Annotated in this window: 21 protein-coding genes; 13 read left to right on the top strand and 8 right to left on the bottom strand. The window is 72.8% G+C overall.

Going from position 1 to position 20,198, the window contains the following annotated elements:
• The first annotated feature begins 73 nt into the window (after window positions 1-73).
• Entirely contained in the window at window positions 74-2,581 is a 2,508-nt protein-coding gene (locus AB0D99_RS07660; protein WP_362358047.1) for an ATP-dependent Clp protease ATP-binding subunit, read from the top strand.
• A 217-nt stretch (window positions 2,582-2,798) separates the two neighbouring features.
• Here the strand turns inward: AB0D99_RS07660 and AB0D99_RS07655 are convergent, their stop codons facing one another.
• Both AB0D99_RS07655 and AB0D99_RS07650 read right to left on the bottom strand, forming a co-directional pair.
• The gene (locus tag AB0D99_RS07655; protein WP_362358045.1) at window positions 2,799-5,150 is read right to left on the bottom strand and encodes an FtsX-like permease family protein; all 2,352 of its coding nucleotides are present in this window, start codon (window positions 5,148-5,150) and stop codon (window positions 2,799-2,801) included.
• Window positions 5,147-5,869, bottom strand: coding sequence for an ABC transporter ATP-binding protein (locus AB0D99_RS07650; RefSeq protein WP_362358043.1), 723 nt, complete (start codon window positions 5,867-5,869; stop codon window positions 5,147-5,149). Before AB0D99_RS07650 ends, AB0D99_RS07655 begins: the two co-directional genes overlap by 4 nt.
• A gap of 138 nt (window positions 5,870-6,007) precedes the next feature.
• On the opposite strand from AB0D99_RS07650, the gene AB0D99_RS07645 reads away from it, so the two are divergent.
• Window positions 6,008-6,853: a histidine kinase gene (locus tag AB0D99_RS07645; protein WP_362358041.1), complete on the top strand. Its 846-nt coding sequence runs from the start codon at window positions 6,008-6,010 to the stop codon at window positions 6,851-6,853.
• Between the two features lie 38 nt (window positions 6,854-6,891).
• Window positions 6,892-7,566: a response regulator transcription factor gene (locus AB0D99_RS07640; protein WP_362358039.1), complete on the top strand. Its 675-nt coding sequence runs from the start codon at window positions 6,892-6,894 to the stop codon at window positions 7,564-7,566.
• An 11-nt stretch (window positions 7,567-7,577) separates the two neighbouring features.
• Here AB0D99_RS07640 and AB0D99_RS07635 read toward each other — a convergent pair whose 3' ends face one another.
• Entirely contained in the window at window positions 7,578-7,883 is a 306-nt protein-coding gene (locus AB0D99_RS07635) for a CU044_2847 family protein (RefSeq protein ID WP_362358037.1), read from the bottom strand.
• A 174-nt stretch (window positions 7,884-8,057) separates the two neighbouring features.
• Entirely contained in the window at window positions 8,058-8,432 is a 375-nt protein-coding gene (locus tag AB0D99_RS07630) for a DUF6223 family protein (RefSeq protein WP_362358035.1), read from the bottom strand.
• Between the two features lie 229 nt (window positions 8,433-8,661).
• Between AB0D99_RS07630 and AB0D99_RS07625 the strand changes: the two genes are divergently transcribed.
• Complete coding sequence (locus tag AB0D99_RS07625; protein WP_362358033.1) at window positions 8,662-9,789, top strand: sensor histidine kinase; 1,128 nt, start codon at window positions 8,662-8,664, stop codon at window positions 9,787-9,789.
• Window positions 9,786-10,448 carry a response regulator transcription factor gene (locus AB0D99_RS07620; RefSeq protein ID WP_362358031.1) on the top strand — a complete coding sequence of 221 codons (663 nt, stop codon included), beginning with the start codon at window positions 9,786-9,788 and terminating at the stop codon, window positions 10,446-10,448. The genes AB0D99_RS07625 and AB0D99_RS07620 overlap by 4 nt, the downstream gene beginning before the upstream one ends.
• Before the next feature lie 127 nt (window positions 10,449-10,575).
• Here the strand turns inward: AB0D99_RS07620 and AB0D99_RS07615 are convergent, their stop codons facing one another.
• Together AB0D99_RS07615 and AB0D99_RS07610 are read right to left on the bottom strand one after the other, a co-directional pair.
• Complete coding sequence (locus AB0D99_RS07615; protein ID WP_362358029.1) at window positions 10,576-11,370, bottom strand: metalloregulator ArsR/SmtB family transcription factor; 795 nt, start codon at window positions 11,368-11,370, stop codon at window positions 10,576-10,578.
• 62 nt (window positions 11,371-11,432) lie between these two features.
• A complete protein-coding gene (locus AB0D99_RS07610) occupies window positions 11,433-12,011 on the bottom strand; it encodes a TetR family transcriptional regulator C-terminal domain-containing protein (protein WP_362358027.1) in 579 nt (192 codons plus the stop codon).
• A 90-nt stretch (window positions 12,012-12,101) separates the two neighbouring features.
• Here AB0D99_RS07610 and AB0D99_RS07605 point away from each other — a divergent pair, with 90 nt between their 5' ends.
• The 8 genes from AB0D99_RS07605 (at window position 12,102) to AB0D99_RS07570 (ending at window position 18,712) form a co-directional block, all read left to right on the top strand.
• Window positions 12,102-13,307, top strand: a complete 1,206-nt coding sequence (locus AB0D99_RS07605) for an FAD-dependent monooxygenase (RefSeq protein ID WP_362358025.1) — start codon at window positions 12,102-12,104, stop codon at window positions 13,305-13,307.
• A 57-nt stretch (window positions 13,308-13,364) separates the two neighbouring features.
• Window positions 13,365-13,934: a PadR family transcriptional regulator gene (locus tag AB0D99_RS07600; RefSeq protein WP_362358023.1), complete on the top strand. Its 570-nt coding sequence runs from the start codon at window positions 13,365-13,367 to the stop codon at window positions 13,932-13,934.
• Between the two features lie 107 nt (window positions 13,935-14,041).
• Window positions 14,042-14,980, top strand: a complete 939-nt coding sequence (locus AB0D99_RS07595; protein WP_362358164.1) for a LysR family transcriptional regulator — start codon at window positions 14,042-14,044, stop codon at window positions 14,978-14,980.
• Window positions 14,981-15,054: 74 nt separating this feature from the next.
• Window positions 15,055-15,510, top strand: a complete 456-nt coding sequence (locus tag AB0D99_RS07590; RefSeq protein WP_362358020.1) for a peroxiredoxin — start codon at window positions 15,055-15,057, stop codon at window positions 15,508-15,510.
• A gap of 118 nt (window positions 15,511-15,628) precedes the next feature.
• Window positions 15,629-16,021, top strand: a complete 393-nt coding sequence (locus AB0D99_RS07585) for an SHOCT domain-containing protein (protein ID WP_362358018.1) — start codon at window positions 15,629-15,631, stop codon at window positions 16,019-16,021.
• A 137-nt stretch (window positions 16,022-16,158) separates the two neighbouring features.
• Window positions 16,159-16,965 carry a hypothetical protein gene (locus AB0D99_RS07580; RefSeq protein WP_362358016.1) on the top strand — a complete coding sequence of 269 codons (807 nt, stop codon included), beginning with the start codon at window positions 16,159-16,161 and terminating at the stop codon, window positions 16,963-16,965.
• Window positions 16,966-17,001: 36 nt separating this feature from the next.
• Entirely contained in the window at window positions 17,002-17,454 is a 453-nt protein-coding gene (locus AB0D99_RS07575) for an Rrf2 family transcriptional regulator (RefSeq protein ID WP_362358014.1), read from the top strand.
• Window positions 17,455-17,527: 73 nt separating this feature from the next.
• On the top strand, window positions 17,528-18,712 hold the full coding sequence (locus tag AB0D99_RS07570; RefSeq protein ID WP_362358012.1) for a globin domain-containing protein: 1,185 nt from the start codon (window positions 17,528-17,530) through the stop codon (window positions 18,710-18,712).
• Window positions 18,713-18,799: 87 nt separating this feature from the next.
• Here AB0D99_RS07570 and AB0D99_RS07565 read toward each other — a convergent pair whose 3' ends face one another.
• A complete protein-coding gene (locus AB0D99_RS07565; protein WP_362358010.1) occupies window positions 18,800-19,171 on the bottom strand; it encodes a peptidase inhibitor family I36 protein in 372 nt (123 codons plus the stop codon).
• Entirely contained in the window at window positions 19,171-19,872 is a 702-nt protein-coding gene (locus AB0D99_RS07560) for a hypothetical protein (protein ID WP_362358008.1), read from the bottom strand. The genes AB0D99_RS07565 and AB0D99_RS07560 overlap by 1 nt, the downstream gene beginning before the upstream one ends.
• Between the last annotated feature and the right edge of the window lie 326 nt (window positions 19,873-20,198).

Genomic DNA, 20,198 nt, shown 5'->3' with positions numbered 1-20,198 from the left:
GGGTGGGGAGCGCCGGTTGCTGTTCCAGTGAAGGGAGAACTGCCCGGACGTCGACGTACCTGGACGGCACCCGATGACGATGTCTCCCCTCGGTTCCTTCGGTGGACCGGACCCGTTCAACGAGCTCCTGAACCGCTTCTTCGGCATGTCGCCCTCGGCATCTCCCCCTGCCGTGCAGCGGGTTCCGATCGGCAGGCTGCTCACGGACTCCGCGCGCCAGCTCCTCGACCGCGCCACCACGCGCGCCGCCGAGGACGGCAGCGCCGACCTGGACACCGAGCACCTGCTCTGGGCCTGCACCCAGATCGACCCCGCCCGTGGTCTGCTCGCCCAGGCGGGCGCCGACCCGGACGCGTTGGGCGACGCGATCGCGGAGGTCCTGCCGGGCGAGAGCGCCGTCCCGTCCGCCGAGCCGGGCCTCACCCCGGCCGCCAAGCGGGTCCTGTTGCGGGCGTACGAGCGCTCGCAGGCTTCGGGAGTCTCGTACATCGGGCCCGAGCACATCCTCGGCGCGCTCCTCGACGACCCGAACGGAGCGGCCGCGAGGGTGCTGAGCGGGTACGGGACGGATGTCGACGGTCTGCGCACCACGGCCGACCGGACGGTGCGGCCGGAGGGCGCACCGGCGGCCAAACCGGAGAGCAGGACGCCCACGCTCGACGAGTACGGCCGGGACCTGACCGAGGAGGCGCGGGCGGGGAAGCTCGACCCGGTGGTGGGGCGGGCCGAGGAGATCGAGCAGACCGTCGAGATCCTCTCCCGGCGTTCGAAGAACAACCCGGTCCTCATCGGGGAGCCCGGCGTCGGCAAGACCGCGATCGTGGAGGGGCTCGCCCAGCGGATCGTGGCGGGCGAGGTGCCGAAGACCCTGGAGGACAAGCGGGTCATCGCCCTGGACCTGTCCGGACTCGTCGCGGGCGCTCAGTACCGCGGCCAGTTCGAGGAGCGGTTGAAGAACGTCATCGACGAGGTGAAGGCGGACGCGGACTCGACGGTGCTCTTCATCGACGAGCTGCACACGGTGGTGGGCGCCGGCGCGACCGGCGAGGGTTCGATGGACGCGGGCAACATGCTCAAGCCGGCGCTGGCCCGCGGCGAGCTGCATGTGGTGGGCGCGACGACGATCGACGAGTACCGGCGGTACGTCGAGAAGGACGCCGCGCTGGAGCGGCGCTTCCAGCCCGTGATGATCCCGGAGCCCTCGGTGGAGGAGACGATCCTCATCCTGGAAGGGCTGCGGGACTCCTACGAGGCCCACCACCAGATCCGCTACAGCGACGCCGCGCTCACGGCGGCCGCCGAGCTGTCCGACCGCTACGTCTCCGACCGGTTCCTGCCGGACAAGGCCATCGACCTGCTGGACCAGACGGGCGCCCGGGTGCGGCTGCGTTCGCTGGGCAAGTCGACCGAGGTCGTGGGCCGGGAGGACCGGCTGGCGAAGCTGCGCCGGGAGAAGGACGAGGCCGTCGGGGCCGAGGACTTCGAGAAGGCGAACGAGCTCAAGCAGGAGATCGCCCGCCTGGAGGGGGAGCTGGCGGGGGTGGCGGAGCGCCGCGAAGGGGTCATGGAGGTGACCGCCGACGACATCGCGGAGGTGCTGTCACGGCGCACCGGCATCCCGGTGGCGCAGATGACGCAGAGCGAGAAGGAGAAGCTCCTCAAGCTGGAGGACGCCCTGCACAGCCGGGTGGTGGGCCAGGACGAGGCGGTGACCGCGATCGCCCAGGCCGTACGGCGCAACCGGGCGGGCATGGGCGACCCGAACCGTCCGGTGGGCTCCTTCCTCTTCCTCGGCCCGACCGGTGTCGGCAAGACCGAACTGGCCAAGGCCCTGGCGGAGTTGCTGTTCGGCGACGAGGGCCGCATGGTCCGCTTCGACATGAGCGAGTTCCAGGAGAAGCACACGGTGTCCCGGCTGGTCGGCGCTCCGCCCGGATACGTCGGCCACGAGGAGGCCGGTCAGCTCACCGAAAAGGTGCGTCGGCAGCCGTACAGCGTCCTGCTCTTCGACGAGGTGGAGAAGGCGCACCCCGAGGTCTTCCACACCCTGCTCCAGGTGCTCGACGACGGGCGGCTCACGGACTCCCAGGGACGGACCGTCGACTTCCGCCACTGCGTCGTCATCATGACGTCGAACATCGGCGCGCAGCGGATCCTGGCCCATCACGGCGACGTGTCCGAGATCCGGGACGACCTGAAGAAGGATCTGCGGGCCTACTTCGCGCCCGAGTTCCTCAACCGCATCGACGAGACGATCATCTTCCACGGTCTCGCCGGTGACGATCTCACCCGGATCCTCGACATGCTGTTGCGGCAGAGCGAACGCCGGGTCCGGGCGCAGGGCCTGGAGCTGGAGGTGACGGAGGCGGCGAAGAAGCTGCTCGTCTCCCACGGGCACCAGCCGGAGTTCGGCGCCCGGCCGCTGCGCCGCACGATCCAGGCCGAGCTGGACAACAGGATCGCGGACCTGCTCCTGGGCGGCGAGGCCGACCCGGGCGACACGATCGTGGCGGACGTCGTGAACGACGCGCTGGTGTGCCGGGTGCGCAAGCAGGAGGCCGCCTCGGCCGCGGCGGCGTAACACCCCCTGAGCCCGCGGGGCACGGAAGTGACGACTCCCCTTCCGGCCCCGCGGCCCCATGCCGGTCGCCTTCCGGCGCCGCCGTGCCCCATGTCCACCCCCCGCCAGTTCGTCGACGACGTTGCCGCAGAGTTCGTCGAGCGGCCCTTCGGGGCCAGCGGCGCCGACCGTCGTCGTCCGGTGCGCGCCGCGCGCCCCACGCCGTCGTCGCCATGTCTCACTCGCCGCGCAGCGCCTCCGAGATCGTCAGGCGGGCGGCGCGGCGGGCCGGGATCAGGGCGCCGAGGACGGCGAGCGTGACTCCGGCCAGGCCGAGCAGGACGAGGGCCGGGGCTGCCCAGACGTCGAGGACCGAGTTCGGGAGCGTCACCAGCGCCGCCTCGGCCATCAGCGGTACGACCACTCGGTGGGCGGCCATCCCGAGCGGTACGCCGATCAGGCCGCCGATCGCCCCGAGCGCCGCCATCGACGTCACCACCATGGCGATCACCTGCCGCGGGGTCATCCCGATCGATTTGAGCATCCCCATGTCCCTGCGGCGTTCCCTGGTGTTGAGGACGACGGTGTTGAAGACGCCGAGCGCCGCGACCGTGCCGAGCATGAGGGACAGAGCCGTGGAGAGGCCGATGACGGCGACCGTGAAGGAAGCGGGTTCGTCGAAGATGGGGTGGAGACCGGGGCCCGCCGCCCGGTCCACAGCGGCCGCGTACTCCTGCGGCGTGGTACCGGGGTCGAGCTTGACGTGGTAGCGGTACTGGTGGGTCTCCGGCTGGTGGTCGGCGTCGAGCCGGGTCAGCGTCCCCCGGTCGAGCAGCAGGCGGTCCGGCTCGTGGTTCATCAGCGAGCCGACGACGGTCACCTCGGTCCTCTTCCCTCGCAGGACCAGGTCGAGCCGGTCCCCCACCTTCCCGCCGGTCTGGTTCAGGAACTCGGAGGCGACGACCGCCTCCCCGGCGCCCTTCAGCCACCGCCCGTCCACGAGCTGCTTCTCGTATCCGAGCGCCGCGTGGTCTCCGCGCAGGAAGAATCCGTCGACGGCGTCCGCTCGGCCCGCCAGGGCCAGCGGGACGATCAGATCGGGCGTCACCTCGGCCGCGCCGGGCACGGAGCGCAGCAGCTCCTCCATCTCGCGGTCGCTCCTGTCCTTCGCCGTGGTTTCGCCGAAGAACGGGTTCGCCGGGCGCATGGTGAGATCGACGTCCTGCCGCGATGCCTCGGTCACCTTCACGACGGTGTCGGCGAGACCGCTCGCGAAGGTCACGGTCAGGACGCCGAGCACGATCGCGGAGAGCGTCAACGCCGTTCGGCCGGGCCGGGCCAGCGGGAGGCCAAGGCCCAGGCTGACCGCTCGTGGCAGCCTCGTCCCGCTCAGCCGGCGCTGGATCCGGTGGCCACGACCGGTCCGGGGCGGTGCGCTGCCGGCGCTGATCGCCTCGGTCGCGGAGAGCCGACGGGCCCTCAGCGCCGGGACGAGCGCGGCGAGGAGCACCACGAGCGGCATTCCGATCAGCACGGCGACGTCCACCCGCGGACTGACGCCCTCGATGCGCAGTCCGGTTCCCTGGAAGGCGCCGGACAGCAGCGGGCGGGCGGCGAGGTCACCGATGGCGGTGCCCAGCACGCAGCCGATGACGGCCGGCACGGAGACCATCAGGAGGTAGACGGCCGTGACCTGACCGGGTGTGAAGCCCAGCGCCTTGAGCACACCGATGTGCCGGAAGCCGGAGACCACGGCGCCGCTGACGACGTTCGCCACGATCAGCACGGCGACCGCGAGGCCGAGGAGTCCGAAGACCACGAGGAAGGGCACGTACGAGCCGGGTCCGGACGCGACGTCGCGCTGGATGGTGAGGTACGAGTGGGAGGCGAGCGGGGAGTCCGCGGGGAGGGTGGAGTCGACGGCGGCGAGCCCGGCCGCCACGTCGGCGTCCGTCGTGTGGTCGGTGAAGCGGTAGAGCATCTCGGTCATGGTCGGGCCGAGCGCGGCGATGTGGTCGGGTGAGACCCAGCCGTCGGCGGTGTCGCTCAGGCTGTGCGCGTAGCCGACGACGGTGAGGTCCGGCAGGCCGGGCACCTTGATCGTGTCGCCGAGCGGGAAGCCCGCGTGCTCCGCCTGGAAGGGCAGCAGCGCCGGCGCGGGCCGCGCGTCGTTGACGACGATCTCTCCGGGGGCGGTCGCCCAACGGCCCTGCCACAGGTCGACGCGGTCCACGTCCCCGCCGGGACCGGAGCGTCCCACGACGTGGAAGGGGCCGACGTAGCGGGGCGGGTTTCCCGCGGGCACCTGGAGCACGGCCATCGGGTACGGGCCCGCGACCGCCTCGACGCCGTCCGCCCCGGACGCCTCGGTCAGCCGGGCGTGCGAGACCTTGGCCGCGTCGTACGCGGCGACGGCGTGTGCCCCGCGCTGCTGGGCGAAGCCCTTGTCGAAGGGGCCCGAGGCCGCCTCCAGGAGGCCGAGGGCCACCACGATGGTGGCGGTGGAGAAGAGGACGACGAGGCCGATGACGAAGGTCTGGAGCCGGCGGCGCCGCACGGCCGCGCGCGAGGCGCGCCACACCGCGCTCATGCCGTGCGCTCCACGCTGCGCTCGCCGGCCACCCGGCCGTCGACCATGTCGACGATCCGGCCGGCGCACCGCGCCGCCATCCGCGCGTCGTGGGTGACCATGAGCAGGGTCTGCCCGATCTGGTTGAGGTCGAGGAGCAGGTCCATGATCTGTTCGCCTGCCCGGGTGTCGACGGCGCCGGTGGGCTCGTCCGCGAGGAGCAGAGCGGGCCGGTTCATCAGGGCGCGGGCGACGGCGACACGCTGGCGTTCGCCGCCGCTGAGGACGGCCGGGTAGGCGCCCCGGCGGTCGGCGATGCCGAGTTCGTCGAGGAGTTCCAGGGCCCGGCGGCGGGCCTGCGTGGCCGGCGTGCCGGTGAGCTGCGCGGCGAGCGCCACGTTGTCGAGGGCCGGCAGGTCGTCGAGCAGGTTGAAGAACTGGAAGACCATGCCGATGCGGCGCCGTCGGTAGAGGGCCAGCTGCTTCTCGCTCATCCCGGTGAGTTCGTCGCCGTGGACGAGCACGCTCCCGGAGGTGGGCCGGTCGAGGCCGGCGACCATGTTCAGCAGGGTGGACTTGCCGCAGCCCGACGGCCCCATGACGGCGACGGCCTCGCCACTGCGGATCTCCAGGGAGACTCCCCCCAGGGCGGTGGTCTCACCGAACTCCTTGCGCACGCCGTCGAGTCGTACGACGATCCGGTCGCTCCGGCCGGTGCCGGTCTCCATGTCCGTAGTCATGCCAGGAAGCTACGGTCCGGGTCCCGGGCGGTGCATCACTCCCCCGAGGTATCCGCGGAGGCGGGTCATCCTGGGGATGTAGGCGGCTGCATCCCCGTGTTGATGCGGATGACCTGTCGTTCTGCGAGGGTGAACCCCGTGGGTGGATCATGGGTGGGGTGGTGGCCGGGCGGGGCGTTCGCCGTACTCGGGGCCGTGGTGGGCTGGCTGGCGTGGTCGCTGGCGCGGGCACGGCGGCTGCGGCAGAGAACGCTGGAGGACCGGCGGCGGCTGCTGGAACGGGAGCGGGAGAGCGCGGCGCGGATCGCGGTGGAGGAGGAACGCGCCCGGATCGCCCGCGAGTTGCACGACATCGTCAGCCACAACGTGGCGCTGATGGTGGTGCAGGCGAGTGCGGCCCGCGAGGTGCTGGCCTCGCTGCCGGAGGAGGCGGCCACGGCCATGGAGGCCGTCGAGTCGGCGGGCCGGGACACCATGACCGAGCTGCGTCACCTGTTGGGACTGCTCGCACCCTCGCCGAGCGGTGAGGACGAGCCGTACGCGGCGGAGCTGTCCCCGCTCGCTCCGCAGCCGGGTCTGGCCCGGCTCGGTCCGCTGGTCGACCGGATCGCCTTCGCCGGGCTGCCGGTGGAGGTACGGATCTCGGGCGAGCCGCGGTCGCTGCCGACCGGGGTGGACGTGACGGCGTACCGGATCGTGCAGGAGGCACTGACGAACGCGCTCAGGCACGGCGACGGCGTGAAGGCGGAGGTGTCGGTGCGGTACGGGGAACGGTACCTGCGGGTGGAGGTGCTCAACAGCGGGCCGAGCGTGCTGTCCGGCGACGCCACGCCCAAGCTGTCGCTCCGTGACCACGCGGGCGCGGGCCGGGGGTTGATCGGGCTGCGGGAGAGGGTCGCGGTGTACGGCGGGGAGCTGGACGCCCGTCGGCGCCTCGGCGGTGGTTACCGGGTCAGGGCCCGGATCCCGCTGGACGGCGCGTGACGGGCGCGGGCGGGGCGCCTGCTCCCCAGGCGCCCCGGGTGCTCATCGCCGACGACCAGGCTCTGATCCGGACCGGCTTCCGGCTGATCCTCACGACGCGCGGCATCGAGGTCGTCGGGGAGGCGGCCGACGGGGCCGAGGCGGTGGCGGAGGCCCGGCGGCTGCGACCGGACGTGGTGCTGATGGACATCCGGATGCCGGGGATGGACGGGCTGGAGGCCACGCGGAGGATTCTGGCCGGGTCGCCGCGCTGCAAGGTGCTGATGCTGACGACGTTCGACCTGGACCGGTACGTGTACGCGGCGCTGGCCCTGGGTGCGAGCGGGTTCCTGCTGAAGGACGTGACACCGGAGCATCTGGCCGCGTCCGTGCGGCTGGTGGACACCGGCGACGCGCTGCTGGCGCCGTCGATCACCCGCCGTCTGGTGGAGCGCTTCGCGAGCGGCGACCGTGCGCCGGGTGCGGGCGGCGACGCGCCGGCGGTCCACCGTGACCTGGTGGCGCTGACGCCCCGGGAGCGGGAGGTGCTCACGCTGATGGGGCGCGGGTTGTCCAATGCGGAGCTGGCCGGGAACCTGACGTTGAGCGAGGCGACCGTGAAGACCCACGTGGCACGGATCTTCGCGAAGCTGGAGCTGCGCGACCGGGCGCAGGCGGTGGTCCTGGCGTACGAGACGGGCCTGGTCACCCCGGGCGGTGCGGTGGACGGCTGACGGGCCCGGGGTCAGGAGGACTTGGTCCATTCGAGGGTCACGCGGAGGTTCGCGCTGCTGCTGCCCTTGACGATGAGGGCGGTCAGGCCGCCCGCGTCCAGGCCGAGTTCGCAGCCGAACTCCACCGTCGCCCGGTCGGGCGCCGCCTGGTGGAGTGCGTGGCTGAGCTGTCCGGCGAAGGAGGACAGGGCGCGGGTGACGCCGGAGAGGTCCGGGACGCGGTCGCCCAGGCCCTCCAGCTCCGAGTCGGGACCGAGTCGCTCCGCCTCCACGTACAGCACGGCGCCTTCGACCTCGACCTTGGTGACGTCCCGCATCACGGATCCCTCCGGGGGTGGGTGGCGAGCAGAGCGCCAGTATCACCGAGGGGTCCCCGGAGCCCGGGCAAGCGGCCTCCCGAGGCGTGGCGGCGACGCGGTGTCCGCCCCCGGGCAAGCGGCCTCCCAAGGCGTGGCGGCGACGCGGTGTCCGCCCCGGGGAGACGCCCACGGTCAGACCTGGGGCCGGGCGGTAGTCGGGTCGGCGCGACGGCTGCGCGCCAGCGTCCGGCGGCCCAGGAGCACGGCGCCGATGCCCAGCGGGACGGCCGCGATCGCGCCGACGAGCCCGTTGCCGGTGCCGGGGCCGCCGCTCGTGGTGGCGGCGTGCAGCACTCCGAGGACCGTGCCCGCGATCCCCGCCACGACGGCCCACATCGCACCGCTGCGCGCGTCGCCGAAACCGATCCGGCCGCGGGCCCGGCCCAGGGCCGCCAGGCCGACGGCCACGCCGATCAGCCCCACCCCCAGAGCCAGGTTGGCCCCCGTGCGCCCGTCGCCGATGATCCCGCCCTCGACGGCTGCCATCACGGCCGCTGAAGCACTCATGTCGCTCTCCTCGTTCTCCGTCGTCGACTTCGACGTTCGACGTGTCGTGAGCATGCGGTCCGGACCTCCTCCCGGTCGTCCAGCGGACGCGGGCACTTTGCGCTGCCGCCGCCGCGCCATCCGTCTACCGCGGACGCGGTAGACGGATGGCGGATACCGCGTCCGCGGTAGCCGGTTCTCGGCCCTGGGCCGGACTCGTCCGGTGCCTCCGTCCGGCTACGGTTCCCCCATGGGCAAAGGACGGTTCGCTGTCCCGGTCGCGGTCACCGACGGGACGATCGCTGTGGGCGTGGCGGCGCTGCTGCTGGCCACCGGGCTGTCCGAGGACCACCCCTCGGGGGGCCGTGAGCTGCTCGGTGCCGCGCTGCTGACGGCCGGCGGGCTGGCGCTGGCCGCGCGCCGCCGAGCGCCCCTCGTGGTGCTGGCCGTCACCGGGCTGTGCGCGGTGGGCCAGCTCGCGGCGGGGTTCGAGGTGCTCGCGGTCGCGTACCTGGTCGCCGTCCACACCGCGGTACGCGCCGGGTACAGGGTCGCCGCTCTGGCCGCCTCCGTGGGGCTGCCGGCCGTACTCCACCTGACGGCCCTGGTGTTCCATGACGGGTCCGTGCGTGAGGTCGTGGCGCAGGCCCGCGGCACTCTCGAGATCGCCTGGCTGATCGCCGCCTTCGCCACCGGTGAAGCGGTACGGCAGGCCGAACGGCGGGCGGACGAGGCGGAGCGGACCCGCGAGGAGACCGCGCTGCGCCGGGCGGACGAGGAGCGGCTGCGCATCGCACGGGAGTTGCACGACTCTCTCACCCACCAGATCTCGGTCATCACGGTGCAGTCCGAGGTCGCGGTCCACGTGGCCCGGCGCCGGGGCGAGCAGGTGCCCGAGGCGCTGCTGGCGATCCAGGAAGCGGGCCGGGAGGCCGGCCGGGAGCTGCGTGCGACGCTGGAGGCACTCCGCGACGACGACACCAGCCCGCCGCGCGGCGTCGAGCACATCCCCGCCTTCGTGGAACGCTTCCACGCACCCGGACTTCGGACGACAGTGGCGATCGAAGGGCATCCTCACCCGGTGCCGGCGGCGGTGGGCCGTACCGCCTTCCGGATCGTCCAGGAGTCGCTCACCAATGTCGTCCGGCATGCCGCCGCGACGACCGCCTCCGTGCGCATCGTCTACGGGCGGGAGGGCCTCACCGTCCGCGTCGACGACGACGGAAGGGCCCCTTCGGATTCCGCCCCGACCCCCGGCCTCGGGCTGCTCGGCATGCGCGAACGGGTCACGGCACTGGGCGGCCGACTGCACACGCAGCCCCGCGCCGACGGAGGCTTCACCGTCCGGGCCGAACTCCCCACGAACGGAGCGCAGTGATCCGCGTCCTGTTGGTCGACGACCAGCCCCTCATCCGCAGTGGGTTCCGCGCGCTGCTCGACCTCGAGGACGACATCGAGGTGGTCGCCGAGGCCGCCGACGGCCGAGAGGGGCTGGCACTCGCCCGGGAGCAGCGGCCCGACGTCGCACTCGTCGACATCCAGATGCCCGTCATGGACGGCATCGAAGCGACCCGTCACATCGCCGCCGACCCCGCCCTGGCCGATGTCCATGTGGTCATGCTGACCAACTACGGCATGGACGAGTACGTCTTCGAGGCGCTGCGCGCCGGCGCGGCCGGCTTCCTCGTCAAGGACGTCGTGCCGGAGGACTTCCTTCATGCCGTACGCGTCGCCGCCCGCGGCGACGCGCTGCTCGCGCCCGCCCTCACCCGTAGGCTCATCGACCGGTACGTCGCCCGGTCCCCGCTCACGCGCGCCGGCACCGGGCTGCCGGAGCTGACCGGCCGCGAACGCGAAGCGGTCACCCTGGTGGCCCAGGGCATGTCCAACGAGGAGATCGCCCAGCGCCTGGTGATCAGCCCGTCGACCGCCAAGACCCATGTCAACCGGGCCATGGCCAAGGTCCACGCGCGCGACCGTGCCCAACTCGTGGTCCTCGCCTACGAATCCGGCCTGGTCGCCCCACGCGGCGGCTGACCCGGGCCGCGGACGAGCAGGACGCGGAGCGGTCGGCGGTGGACCCTCGGCGCCGCGTCGCCCAGGACGCGGCTCGCTCCCGGCGGACGGTCTCACCCCCGGCTCGTCGGCGGCTCTCCTTTCGAGGTCAGCGGGGCGGCTCGGGCAGCTCCTCGCCCGTCTCCAGGAGGGACTTGAGGCTGGACAGCAGCGACGGCCAGCCCTCGCCGATCATGCCGCGCATCGTGCCGTCCGGCTCCAGGTCGTCGTGCACGACGGTGAGTTTGACCGTGTCCCCGGCCGGCTCGATCTCGAAGGTCACCTTCGAGCGGCGCTCCTTGGCGAGCTTCGCGTACACGTCGTCCCCGATGCCGACCGCCTCGGCCCACTCCGGTGTGAAGGTGTGCCAGGTGTACGAGAGCCGTCGGCCGGGCTCGGCCGCGAGGACCACCTGCTCGGGGTCGCTGGTCCTGCGGCCGCCCTCGTCCCAGACCATCGGCGATCCGGCGGTCCACGTGGTCTCGAAGGCCACGCCCCAGTAGCGCCGGGTGAAGGCCGGGTCGGTGAGGGCCTGCCACAGCTCTTCGGGGGTGGTGCGGATGTAGGTGGTGTAGACGAACGCGTTGCTGTCCATCGGGCTCTGCTCCAATGCTGACTTCAGGTCGGCGAGCGCGCGGACGCGCTCGCGGGCGTACTGGCTGATCCAGCGGTCCGCGATGGCGTGGATCGGAGCGGCGTTCAGGTAGTGCAGCTTCTCGCGTCCTCGCCGCACCGTGACCACCAGCCCCGCCGCCTCGAGAAGCGCCAGATGCTTGCTGACGGACTGCCGTGCCATGTCCAGACCCGCGCAGAGTTCGCGCAGGGTCTGGCCGTTGCGGGCGTTCAGGCTGTCGAGCAGCCGTCGCCGACTGGCATCGGCCAGTGCCTTGAACACCTCGTCCATCGCCCCACCTCAACATGCAGCCTTTTAGCTGCCTCTACGATAGGCAGCCACTCGACTGCATGTCAACGAACCTCCGTCCCGGCCGGCCGAAGAGCCGCCGCCACGAGCCCCTCGATCTCCTCCATGGCGACACTCCCCCCTGCGACGACCCGGTCCAGCACCAGACCGTCCACGCAGGCGAGCAGCGTCAGCGTCCGACCCTCGGGGTCCTCGACCCCCTCGGCGGCGAGGAAGTCGCGGACCGAGTCGCGCCCCGGGTTCTCGCGCGGGACCAGGATTTCGCGGAGTTCGGGGTCGCGCACGCTCTCGACCACGCAGGCATAGCGGGCCAGGGAGCGACGGCGCCCCTCCCCGGCGAGGCGCGCCGCGACGAGCAGGCCGATGCCATCGGCGAGTTCGGCCGCGGAGCGCGGTGCGGGGCCCTTCAGCGCGGCGGCCCGCAGTTCGGCCTGGTCGAGTTCGACCAGGCGGCGGACGAGGCCGGTCAGGAGCGCCGAGCGGGTGCGGTAGTACGCCGAGGTGGTGCCGGCCGGCAGGCGCGCGGCGGCATCGACCGCGCGATGGGTCAACCCGCGCATCCCGGAGCCGGCGAGGACGCCGAGCGCGGCGTCGGCGAGGAGGGTACGTCGATCGGAGGTCACCCCCACTTTCTACACCTGTAGAGACAGGGCGATAGACTTTCTACAGATGTAGAAACCGGGTGGGTCGGATCGGACAGGGGGCTGGTCGTCATGGGGAACATCGCTGTCGTCGTCGGCGCGGGCATCGGAGGGCTCGCCGCCGGGATCGGGCTCCGACGGGCCGGCTGGAAGGTGCGGGTCGTGGAACGCGCACCCGTCCTCGACGACGCGGGCGCCGGGATCTCGCTGGCCGCCAACGGCATCCGCGCCCTGGACGAGCTCGGCGTCGGCGCCTCCGTACGCAAGGCGGCGCGCGGTCAGTACACCGGCGGCACCCGCACTCCCGGCGGTTCCTGGCTCGCCCGGATGGACGGCGCCGCGCTCGAACGCGCCCTGGGCGCACCGATCGTCGGCATCCCACGCGCCACACTGCACCGACTACTGCGGGACGCGCTGCCGCCGGGGAGCCTGCACACCGGGGTGGAGGTGACCGGGGTCGATCACTCGGACCCGGGCCGCGTCCGCGTACGGACCCGGCCGTCCGCCTCCTCCGCCGTCCCCGGCGACGAGCTCGACGCCGACCTCGTCGTCGCGGCCGACGGCGTCAACAGCCGCACCCGCGCCGCCCTCTTCCCCGGGCATCCCGGTCCGGCGTACAGCGGCTCGACCGTGCTCCGGGCGCTCACGGAACCGCTGGACCTCGACACGGACTTCGAGATCACCTGGGGGCACGGCGCCGAGTTCGGGCACATCGCGCTCCCGGACGGGCGCGCGGAGTGGCATGCCGTCCTCAACGGCCCGGCCGGCGTCCGTCACGCCGATCCGCTCGGCGCGCTCCGCGGGCGTTTCGCCGGATGGCACCAGCCCATCGGACGGCTCCTCGACGCGACCCGGCCCGAGGCCGTCCTCCACCACGACATCCACGAACTCGCCACCCCGCTCCCCTCCTTCGTGTCGGGCCGCGTCGCCCTGCTCGGCGACGCGGCCCACGCGATGACCCCGAACCTCGGACAGGGCGCCTGCCAGGCCGTGGAGGACGCTGTCGTCCTCGCCGCGGCCCTGGCGCGCGGCGCCGACACCGACACGGCGCTGGCCGCGTACGACGCCGAGCGTCGCCCACGGGCCCAGTCGGTCGCCACGGCCGCCCGCAAGGCCGGTCGCATAGGGCAGCAGCTGTCCGGCCCCGCGGTCGCCCTGCGCAACGCGGCCCTGCGGCTCGCGCCGTCGGGCCTGGCCGTGCGCATGATCCTTCGGCATGCCGACTGGACCCCGCCCCGACTGCCCTCGCCGGGGTCGGTCACCTCCCTCGTTGAATAGGTGCGGACGAAATCAGGTGCGGACAAAACTACTCAACGAGGCTGCTACTTTGTCCGGATGTCTCTCAAGCACGCGGTCCTGGCAGCCCTCCTGGAGGGCGAGGCATCCGGATACGACCTGGCCAAGATCTTCGACGTGTCCGTGGCCAACTTCTGGGCGGCCACGCCGCAGCAGCTGTACCGGGAGCTGGACCGGCTCTCCGACGCGGGCCTGATCGCCGCCCGTGTCGTCCAGCAGGAACGGCGACCGAACAAGCGGATGTTCTCGCTCACCGACGCGGGCCGCCAGGACCTGATGGCGTTCACGGCTCAGCCGCCGCGGCCGACCGCCATCCGTGACGAGCTGATGGTCCAGGTCCAGGCCTGCGACGAGGGGGACACCGACGCCGTACGCGGTTTCGTCGAGGAACGGATGGAGTGGGCCCGGGGCAAGCTCGCGCGGTGGGAGAGGCTGCGGGAGTGGATGCTCAACGGCCGGGACGAGGCCACGTACCTCCGTGAGGCGGAGCGGATCGGCCCCTACCTCACACTGATGCGCGGGCGTTCCCTGGAGGAGGAGAACCTGCGCTGGGGCGAGCAGGTGCTCACGATCCTCGACCGGCGCCGAGCCGTTCGCGAGCAGGTCTGAGGCCAGGACGGCCCCCATCCGTACCCATCGACATGCCTATGCTTGACGGCGTGACGGATAGAGGGATCGATGGCGGCGGCCCCGCGGGGCAGGGTGCAGGTCCGAGCCTGGCGGAGGCGGCGCCACGCGGGGCGGGGACGGCGCCGCGCGGGCCGCTCGACCTGTCGCTCCTGCGCACCTTCCTCGCCGTCCACCGCACCGGCTCCTTCACGGCGGCCGCCCGGCTGCTGGGCCTGTCCCAGCCGACCGTCACCACGCAGATCCGCTCGCTCGAACGCCGTATCGACCGGGAGCTGTTCGAGCGGCAGCCGCGTGGGGTGGCGCCGACGCCGTACGCCGACGAGCTGGCCGCGCAGGTGGCGGGGCCGATCGACGCCTTGGCCGCCGTGGCGGACCACGGGCGAGGGGGCGCGCCGACGCCCCAGCCGGTTCATCTGGCCGGGCCCGCGGAATTCCTCTGCGAGACCGCTCTGCCCGCCCTCGCACCGCTGGTCGGGGAGGGGGTGCGGCTCAGGGTGACGCCCGGCCTCACGGACGAACTCCTCGACGGGCTGCGGGCGGGGCACCACGATCTGGTGATCTCGACGGTCCGCCCGCGCGGGCGGACCCTGACCTCCGTACCCCTGAACGACGAGGAGTTCGTGCTGGTCGCGTCCCCCGCGTGGGCACGGCGGATCGGCCCGGACGCCGTGGCCGAGGAGGGGCCCGCCGCGCTGCACGGCGTGCCGATGGTGATGTACGCGGAGGATCTGCCGATCGCCCGCCGCTACTGGCGGCATGTCTTCGGCCGGCGCCTGACCGGCGAGGCCGCCGTCACCGTGCCGGATCTCCGAGGCGTCGTGGCCGCCGTCGCGGCGGGGGCCGGTTTCAGCGTGCTGCCGCACTACCTGTGCCGTGCGGAGCTCGACGCGGGGCGGCTCGTGGCACTGCTGGAACCGGAGGACCCGCCGATCAACACCTCCTATGTGGTTCAGCGGCCCACCCCCGAGAACCCGCATGTGGCGCTCGTGCGCGACCGCCTGCTGACCGCCGCCCGGGACTGGTGACGCCCCTCCTTACCCTGGGGTAACGTCACCGGTTGTCGACCGGAGACGCCGGTCGCGGACAAGGGGCGGACCGGATGAACGTCGGTGACATCGTCGAGGACTTCACTCTCCCGGACGAGACGGGCACGCCGCGCTCGCTGGTCGAACTCCTCGCGGACGGTCCGGTGGTGCTGTTCTTCTACCCGGCGGCCCTCACCGCCGGGTGCACCGCCGAGGCCTGCCACTTCCGCGACCTGGCCGGAGAGTTCCGGGCGGCGGGCGCGCGCCCGGTCGGCATCAGCTCCGACGTCGTGGAGCGACAGCAGGAGTTCGCCGAGCGGCACTCGCTCGGCTATCCGCTGCTTTCCGACCCGGAGGGCACGATCCGTGGCCGGTTCGGGGTGGCGCGCGGCTTCTCGCTGGCGCCGACGAAGCGGGTCACGTTCGTGATAGACGAGGACCGCCGGATCCTGGAGGTGGTCCGCAGCGAGCTGCGGATGAGCGTCCACGCCGATCGCGCGCTGGCGGCACTGAAGACCCGCACGGCCTGACAGGAGGGGTCCGGCACGGCTGTCCGGGCTTCGCCGCCGACATGCGGACCGGCGGGGGTTGGAGAACACTCACTCGTACGCGGGTCGAAAACGGCCGGTGCGGGAACGGAGTGCAGCCATGGACGACTACCCCCTCCTCAACCTCTTCTGGACCATGTTCTGGTTCTTCATCTGGATCATGTGGCTGTTCCTGCTGTTCAAGGTCATCACCGACATCTTCCGGGACCACGACCTGAACGGCTGGGCCAAGGCGGGCTGGCTGATCCTGTGCATCCTGCTCCCCTACCTCGGCGTGCTGATCTACGTGATCGCCCGCGGCAAGAGCATGACCCAACGGGACGTCAAGCAGGCCAAGGAGAGCGAAGCCGCGTTCCAGTCGTACATCCGCAAGACGGCCGGCACGGGCTCCGGCGGCCACGCCGACGAACTGGCGCGGCTCGCCGAACTGAAGGAGAAGGGCGCCATCACGAACGAGGAGTTCGAGAAGGCGAAGGCCAAGGTCCTGTCCTGACGGGCGACGCCAAGGGGTCCTCCACCGACGCGCTCTCCCGCTCGCTGCTGCGGGAGGCGCTCGCCGATCCCGGACGCCTCCCGGAGCTGCTGGCGGGGTACGCCCTGCGACACATGGGCCCGCGGGCCGGTCGGCGCGTGGAGCGACTGCGCCGGCAGCATCCGCGGGCCACCCCCGCCGAGCTCCGGGCCATGACGGCGGAGCGGGGGCGGCGCGCGGTCACGGCCCAGGGCTCGTTCGTGGGCGGGCCGTTCATCCTGCTCGTGCCCTTCGCCTTCTGCGGCGCGCTCCTGCTCCAGGCGCGGACGGTGCTCGAACTGGCGGGCCTCGAAGGCCGGAACACCACCGATCCCGAGCGCGCCGCCGAACTGCTGGTCCTGCAGGGGGTGTACGAGGACACCGACGCGGCGCTCGCCGGTCTGCGGGCGCCCCGGGCACCCGCCGACCGCGAGCGGCCTCGCCCGGGCCGGATCGCCGCGCTGCGGTACCTGGTCGTCCGCATGGCGCGCCTCCTCGGCATCCTGGTGCCCGATGACGACGACGGCCGCAGCCGCCTCGTCCGCGTCGGCCAGTGGGTGCTCCTCGGCGTGGTCTTCCTGGTCGGTCTCGTCGCGCCCCTGGTGTGGATGCCGTACATGGGGATCTCGTACTACCGGGGCACCACCCGGATGATGGACCGGGTGGTGCTCTTCTACGTCGGCAGCCGCGACACCCGTGCGCCCCGCTCCGGCCGCCTCCGGCCGGAGATGGTGGCCGCCGGCCTGCGCGCGCTGGCGTCGGTCCTGGTTCCCGTGGTGGGTGTGGCCCTGGTCCTCGTGACGGACCTGAAGCTCGGGGGCGCGCGGTGGCCTCTGATCGCGCTGCTCCTGATCGTCTGCCCGGTGGTGGTGGGCGGCCTCTGGCTGTGGCGGCGTCGCTCCTCGACCACACACGAGGACCCTTAATAAGTATCTGAGATGTTTGTTTGATAGCTTCATGACGTGCGGCTGACGAAATTCACCGACCTGGCGCTGCGCGCCGTGATGCGCCTGGCGGTCCCCGGAGCGCCCGGGCAGGACCCGTCCGTCACCACCCGCGAGGTCGCGGAGGTGATGGCGGTGCCCTACGCCCACATGGCGAAGGTGGTCACACGACTCCAGCACCTCGGGGTCGTGGAGGCCCGGCGCGGCCGCGGCGGCGGCCTGGTCCTGACCGAGACCGGCCGAGGAGCCTCGGTCGGCTGGCTGGTGCGGATGCTGGAGGGCGAGGAGGAGGTCGTCACCTGCGAGGGCGACACCCCCTGCCCCCTGCGCGCGGCCTGCCGCCTGCGAGGGGCCCTGCGCGAGGCACAGGAGGCGTTCTACCGCACCCTCGATCCACTGACGGTCGCGGACCTCGTCGAGTCGCCGACCGGCCCGGTGCTCGTCTCACTGGGCGCGCACCCCGCCGGCTGACACCCCCGAACCACCCCATCCGCAACCTGTCACGGTTTTAAATACGTAGATCATTTACCACTTAGGAGTCTCCATGCTGTCCGAGCAGGCCGTCCCGATCGTCCGAGCCACCCTCCCCGCCGTCGGCGCGGCGCTCGGCGACATCACCGACCGCTTCTACGCGGGACTGTTCGCGGCCCGTCCCGAACTACTGCGGGATCTGTTCAACCGCGGCAACCAGGCCACCGGCGACCAGCGCCGCGCGCTGGCCGGTTCCATCGCCGCGTTCGCGGGGGCGCTTCTGGACAGCCCGGACACCCGGCCGGACGTCATGCTCTCCCGGATCGCGCACAAGCACGCCTCGCTGGGCGTCACGTCCGAGCAGTACAAGGTCGTCCACGAGCACCTCTTCGCGGCGATCGCCGATGTGCTCGGCGATGCCGTGACGCCCGAGGTCGCACGCGCGTGGGACGAGGTCTACTGGCTGATGGCGAATGCCCTCATCGCTCTGGAGGCGCGGCTCTACGAGGAGACGGGTGTCGCGGAAGGAGCGGTCCGCCGGCCGATGGAGATCGTCGAGCGACGCCAGGAGACGGCCGACGCGGTCTCGTTCCTCCTGCGGCCCGCCGACGGGCGGCCTCTCGCGCCGTTCCGGCCCGGCCAGTACGTGAGCGTGCGGGTCGAACTGCCCGACGGCGCCCGGCAGATCCGCCAGTACAGCCTCTCCGCCGCGCCCGGCCTCCCACACTGGCGGATCACGGTGAAGCGGGTCGCGGGCGACCCGGCGGGCGAGGTGTCGAGCCGGCTCCACGCGGACGCGCGCGTGGGCGACACGGTCGAGGTGTCCGCGCCCTTCGGCGACCTCGTCCTGCCCGACGGGGACGGGCCGCTGCTCCTCGCCTCCGCCGGGATCGGCGGCACGCCGATGCTGGCCATGCTCGGCCACCTCGCCGCGACGGGCTCGGACCGCCCGGTGATCGTCGTCCACGCCGACCGCTCCCCCGCCGACCACGCGCACCACGAGGAGCTGCGGGGGCTGGTGGACGCACTGCCGCAGGGCACCCTGCACCTCTGGTACGAGGAGCGGGGCGACAGCGCCGACGCCCGCACGGGTCGCGCGGACGTCGGCGCCATCGACGTCTCCGCCGACGTGACGGCGTACCTCTGCGGCCCGCTGCCGTTCATGCGGCAGGTGCGCGGAGACCTGCTGGCCGCCGGAGTCGCCGCGGCGGCCGTGCACTACGAGGTCTTCGGCCCGGACCTGTGGTGGGGCGTCTAGGGCGCCCCCGGGGGCCGGAGCCTCCCCGGCCCGGCCGGCCCCGCGCCGTCGGCGGTGCGGGGGCCGACCGGGCGAGCCGGCTCGGGTTCAGCAGCCCATCGCCCAGGTGTGGGAGTCCCCGCGGTCGTTCGCGGCGCCGTTGTAGCCGACCTCCTGGCCGGGCGCCAGGCAGATCGTCATGGAGCCGCCCTGGTGGGCGCTCTCGTACACCTTCACGTGGTCCTTGATTCCGGGTCCGGAGATGCCGTGGTTGGCCCAAGAGGAGTCCGTGTCGGCGATCCAGCTCTCCCACCAGCCGTCGTCGCCGCTCCAGTTGGCGCGCTGGCCGCCGAAGTTGGCCTCCTGCCAGGTGCAGAACTCGCCGCTCGGACATTCGGCCGCCTGGACCGGCGCGGTCGCGGCGAGTCCGCCGGCGAGGGCGAGCAGTGCCGCGGCGGCGGTGGTCAGAATGCGCTTCATCAGGTGTCGGTGCCTTTCCCTGTGGTGGAGCCCGCGGACAGTTCGGCTGCCCGCCGCAGCGCGCGGTCGCGCAACTGCCGGTAGGTGGTGAGCTGATCGGCGCGCAGGAGGCGCACCTCCGCCAGCTCGACGGTTTCCAGCCGTGCGCGTACGTCGGCGAGTCCGCTCTCCCGCTCGCAACGGGCGACGACGGCGGGGCCCCAGCGCTCGGGACGTGTGGTGCCGGGCGGCACGGCGCACCGGTTCCAGCGCTCCAGCGCGGCCCGGTGGGCGGGGTCGCCCTTGATCCGCGCCTGCGCCTCAGCGCGCAGGTTGTCGACGGTCACCTGGGCACGGAACCAGCGCCTCTGGTCGCCGTAGAGGGTCTGCCGGGCACCGGCGAGGCAGCCGTCGGTGTGGGCGGTGACGGTGTGGCCGGTGGCGAGCGTGAGGGACAGTTCGCGCGGGCCGGTGCCGAAGAGGGCGGCCTGGAGGCGGCGGTCGGCTTCGGGTGTACGCGGCTTGGTGGCGAGGGTGAGCCCCTCCGCGTCGAGGCAGCGGTCGACGAGGGTGCGCTCGACCGTCCTGAGGAGCTCGTCCTGTGCGCGGGGCGTCGGTGGGACGGTCGGTCCGGTCGCGGCGGTGCCGCAGCCCGTGAGGATCAGCGCGGCGCCCGCGGCCGTCCCGAGGGTACGGCGGAGGTGCGCGGTCCTGCGGAGCATGGGCGGTCCCCCTCGCGATGTGCCTGGTCAGCGGGGAGTCATGGTGATCATCCCGGCCCGGAACGATCACTGCCCGGGGGCGGGCGGGCCATGCGGGAGGTCACCCGAAGGGGTCCAAAGCGCCGGAGTGTGCGCCGCTCGGGCGCCGCCCGCGCCCGCCGAGGTGTCCTGATCCGGGAACGGCGGCCCGGCGCGCGGCGGCTCCGGGAACGACACGGCCCCGGTTGGACGGGGGATTCCAACCGGGGCCGTTCGCCGTGACGTGAAGAGCGGTCGCCTCAAAGGGGGGACTCAGGGGACCGGGCCCCTTCGCCGTCACATATGCA

It is taken from the genome of Streptomyces sp. NPDC047971, assembly GCF_040653355.1.
In the GTDB taxonomy this organism is placed as follows: Bacteria; Actinomycetota; Actinomycetes; order Streptomycetales; family Streptomycetaceae; genus Streptomyces.
This window is presented reverse-complemented; position numbering and strand designations above follow the sequence as displayed.

Bases quoted from the DNA above. Each gene is read 5' to 3' on its own strand.
- AB0D99_RS07625 (WP_362358033.1), top strand. From the start codon at position 8,662: ATGGGCAAAGGACGGTTCGCTGTCCCGGTCGCGGTCACCGACGGGACG.
- AB0D99_RS07585 (WP_362358018.1), top strand. From the start codon at position 15,629: ATGGACGACTACCCCCTCCTCAACCTCTTCTGGACCATGTTCTGGTTC.
- AB0D99_RS07635 (WP_362358037.1), bottom strand. From the start codon at position 7,883: ATGCGGGACGTCACCAAGGTCGAGGTCGAAGGCGCCGTGCTGTACGTG.
- AB0D99_RS07600 (WP_362358023.1), top strand. From the start codon at position 13,365: ATGTCTCTCAAGCACGCGGTCCTGGCAGCCCTCCTGGAGGGCGAGGCA.
- AB0D99_RS07660 (WP_362358047.1), top strand. From the start codon at position 74: ATGACGATGTCTCCCCTCGGTTCCTTCGGTGGACCGGACCCGTTCAAC.
- AB0D99_RS07565 (WP_362358010.1), bottom strand. From the start codon at position 19,171: ATGAAGCGCATTCTGACCACCGCCGCCGCGGCACTGCTCGCCCTCGCC.
- AB0D99_RS07650 (WP_362358043.1), bottom strand. From the start codon at position 5,869: ATGACTACGGACATGGAGACCGGCACCGGCCGGAGCGACCGGATCGTC.
- AB0D99_RS07630 (WP_362358035.1), bottom strand. From the start codon at position 8,432: ATGAGTGCTTCAGCGGCCGTGATGGCAGCCGTCGAGGGCGGGATCATC.
- AB0D99_RS07605 (WP_362358025.1), top strand. From the start codon at position 12,102: ATGGGGAACATCGCTGTCGTCGTCGGCGCGGGCATCGGAGGGCTCGCC.
- AB0D99_RS07560 (WP_362358008.1), bottom strand. From the start codon at position 19,872: ATGCTCCGCAGGACCGCGCACCTCCGCCGTACCCTCGGGACGGCCGCG.
- AB0D99_RS07615 (WP_362358029.1), bottom strand. From the start codon at position 11,370: ATGGACGAGGTGTTCAAGGCACTGGCCGATGCCAGTCGGCGACGGCTG.
- AB0D99_RS07655 (WP_362358045.1), bottom strand. From the start codon at position 5,150: ATGAGCGCGGTGTGGCGCGCCTCGCGCGCGGCCGTGCGGCGCCGCCGG.
- AB0D99_RS07570 (WP_362358012.1), top strand. From the start codon at position 17,528: ATGCTGTCCGAGCAGGCCGTCCCGATCGTCCGAGCCACCCTCCCCGCC.
- AB0D99_RS07590 (WP_362358020.1), top strand. From the start codon at position 15,055: ATGAACGTCGGTGACATCGTCGAGGACTTCACTCTCCCGGACGAGACG.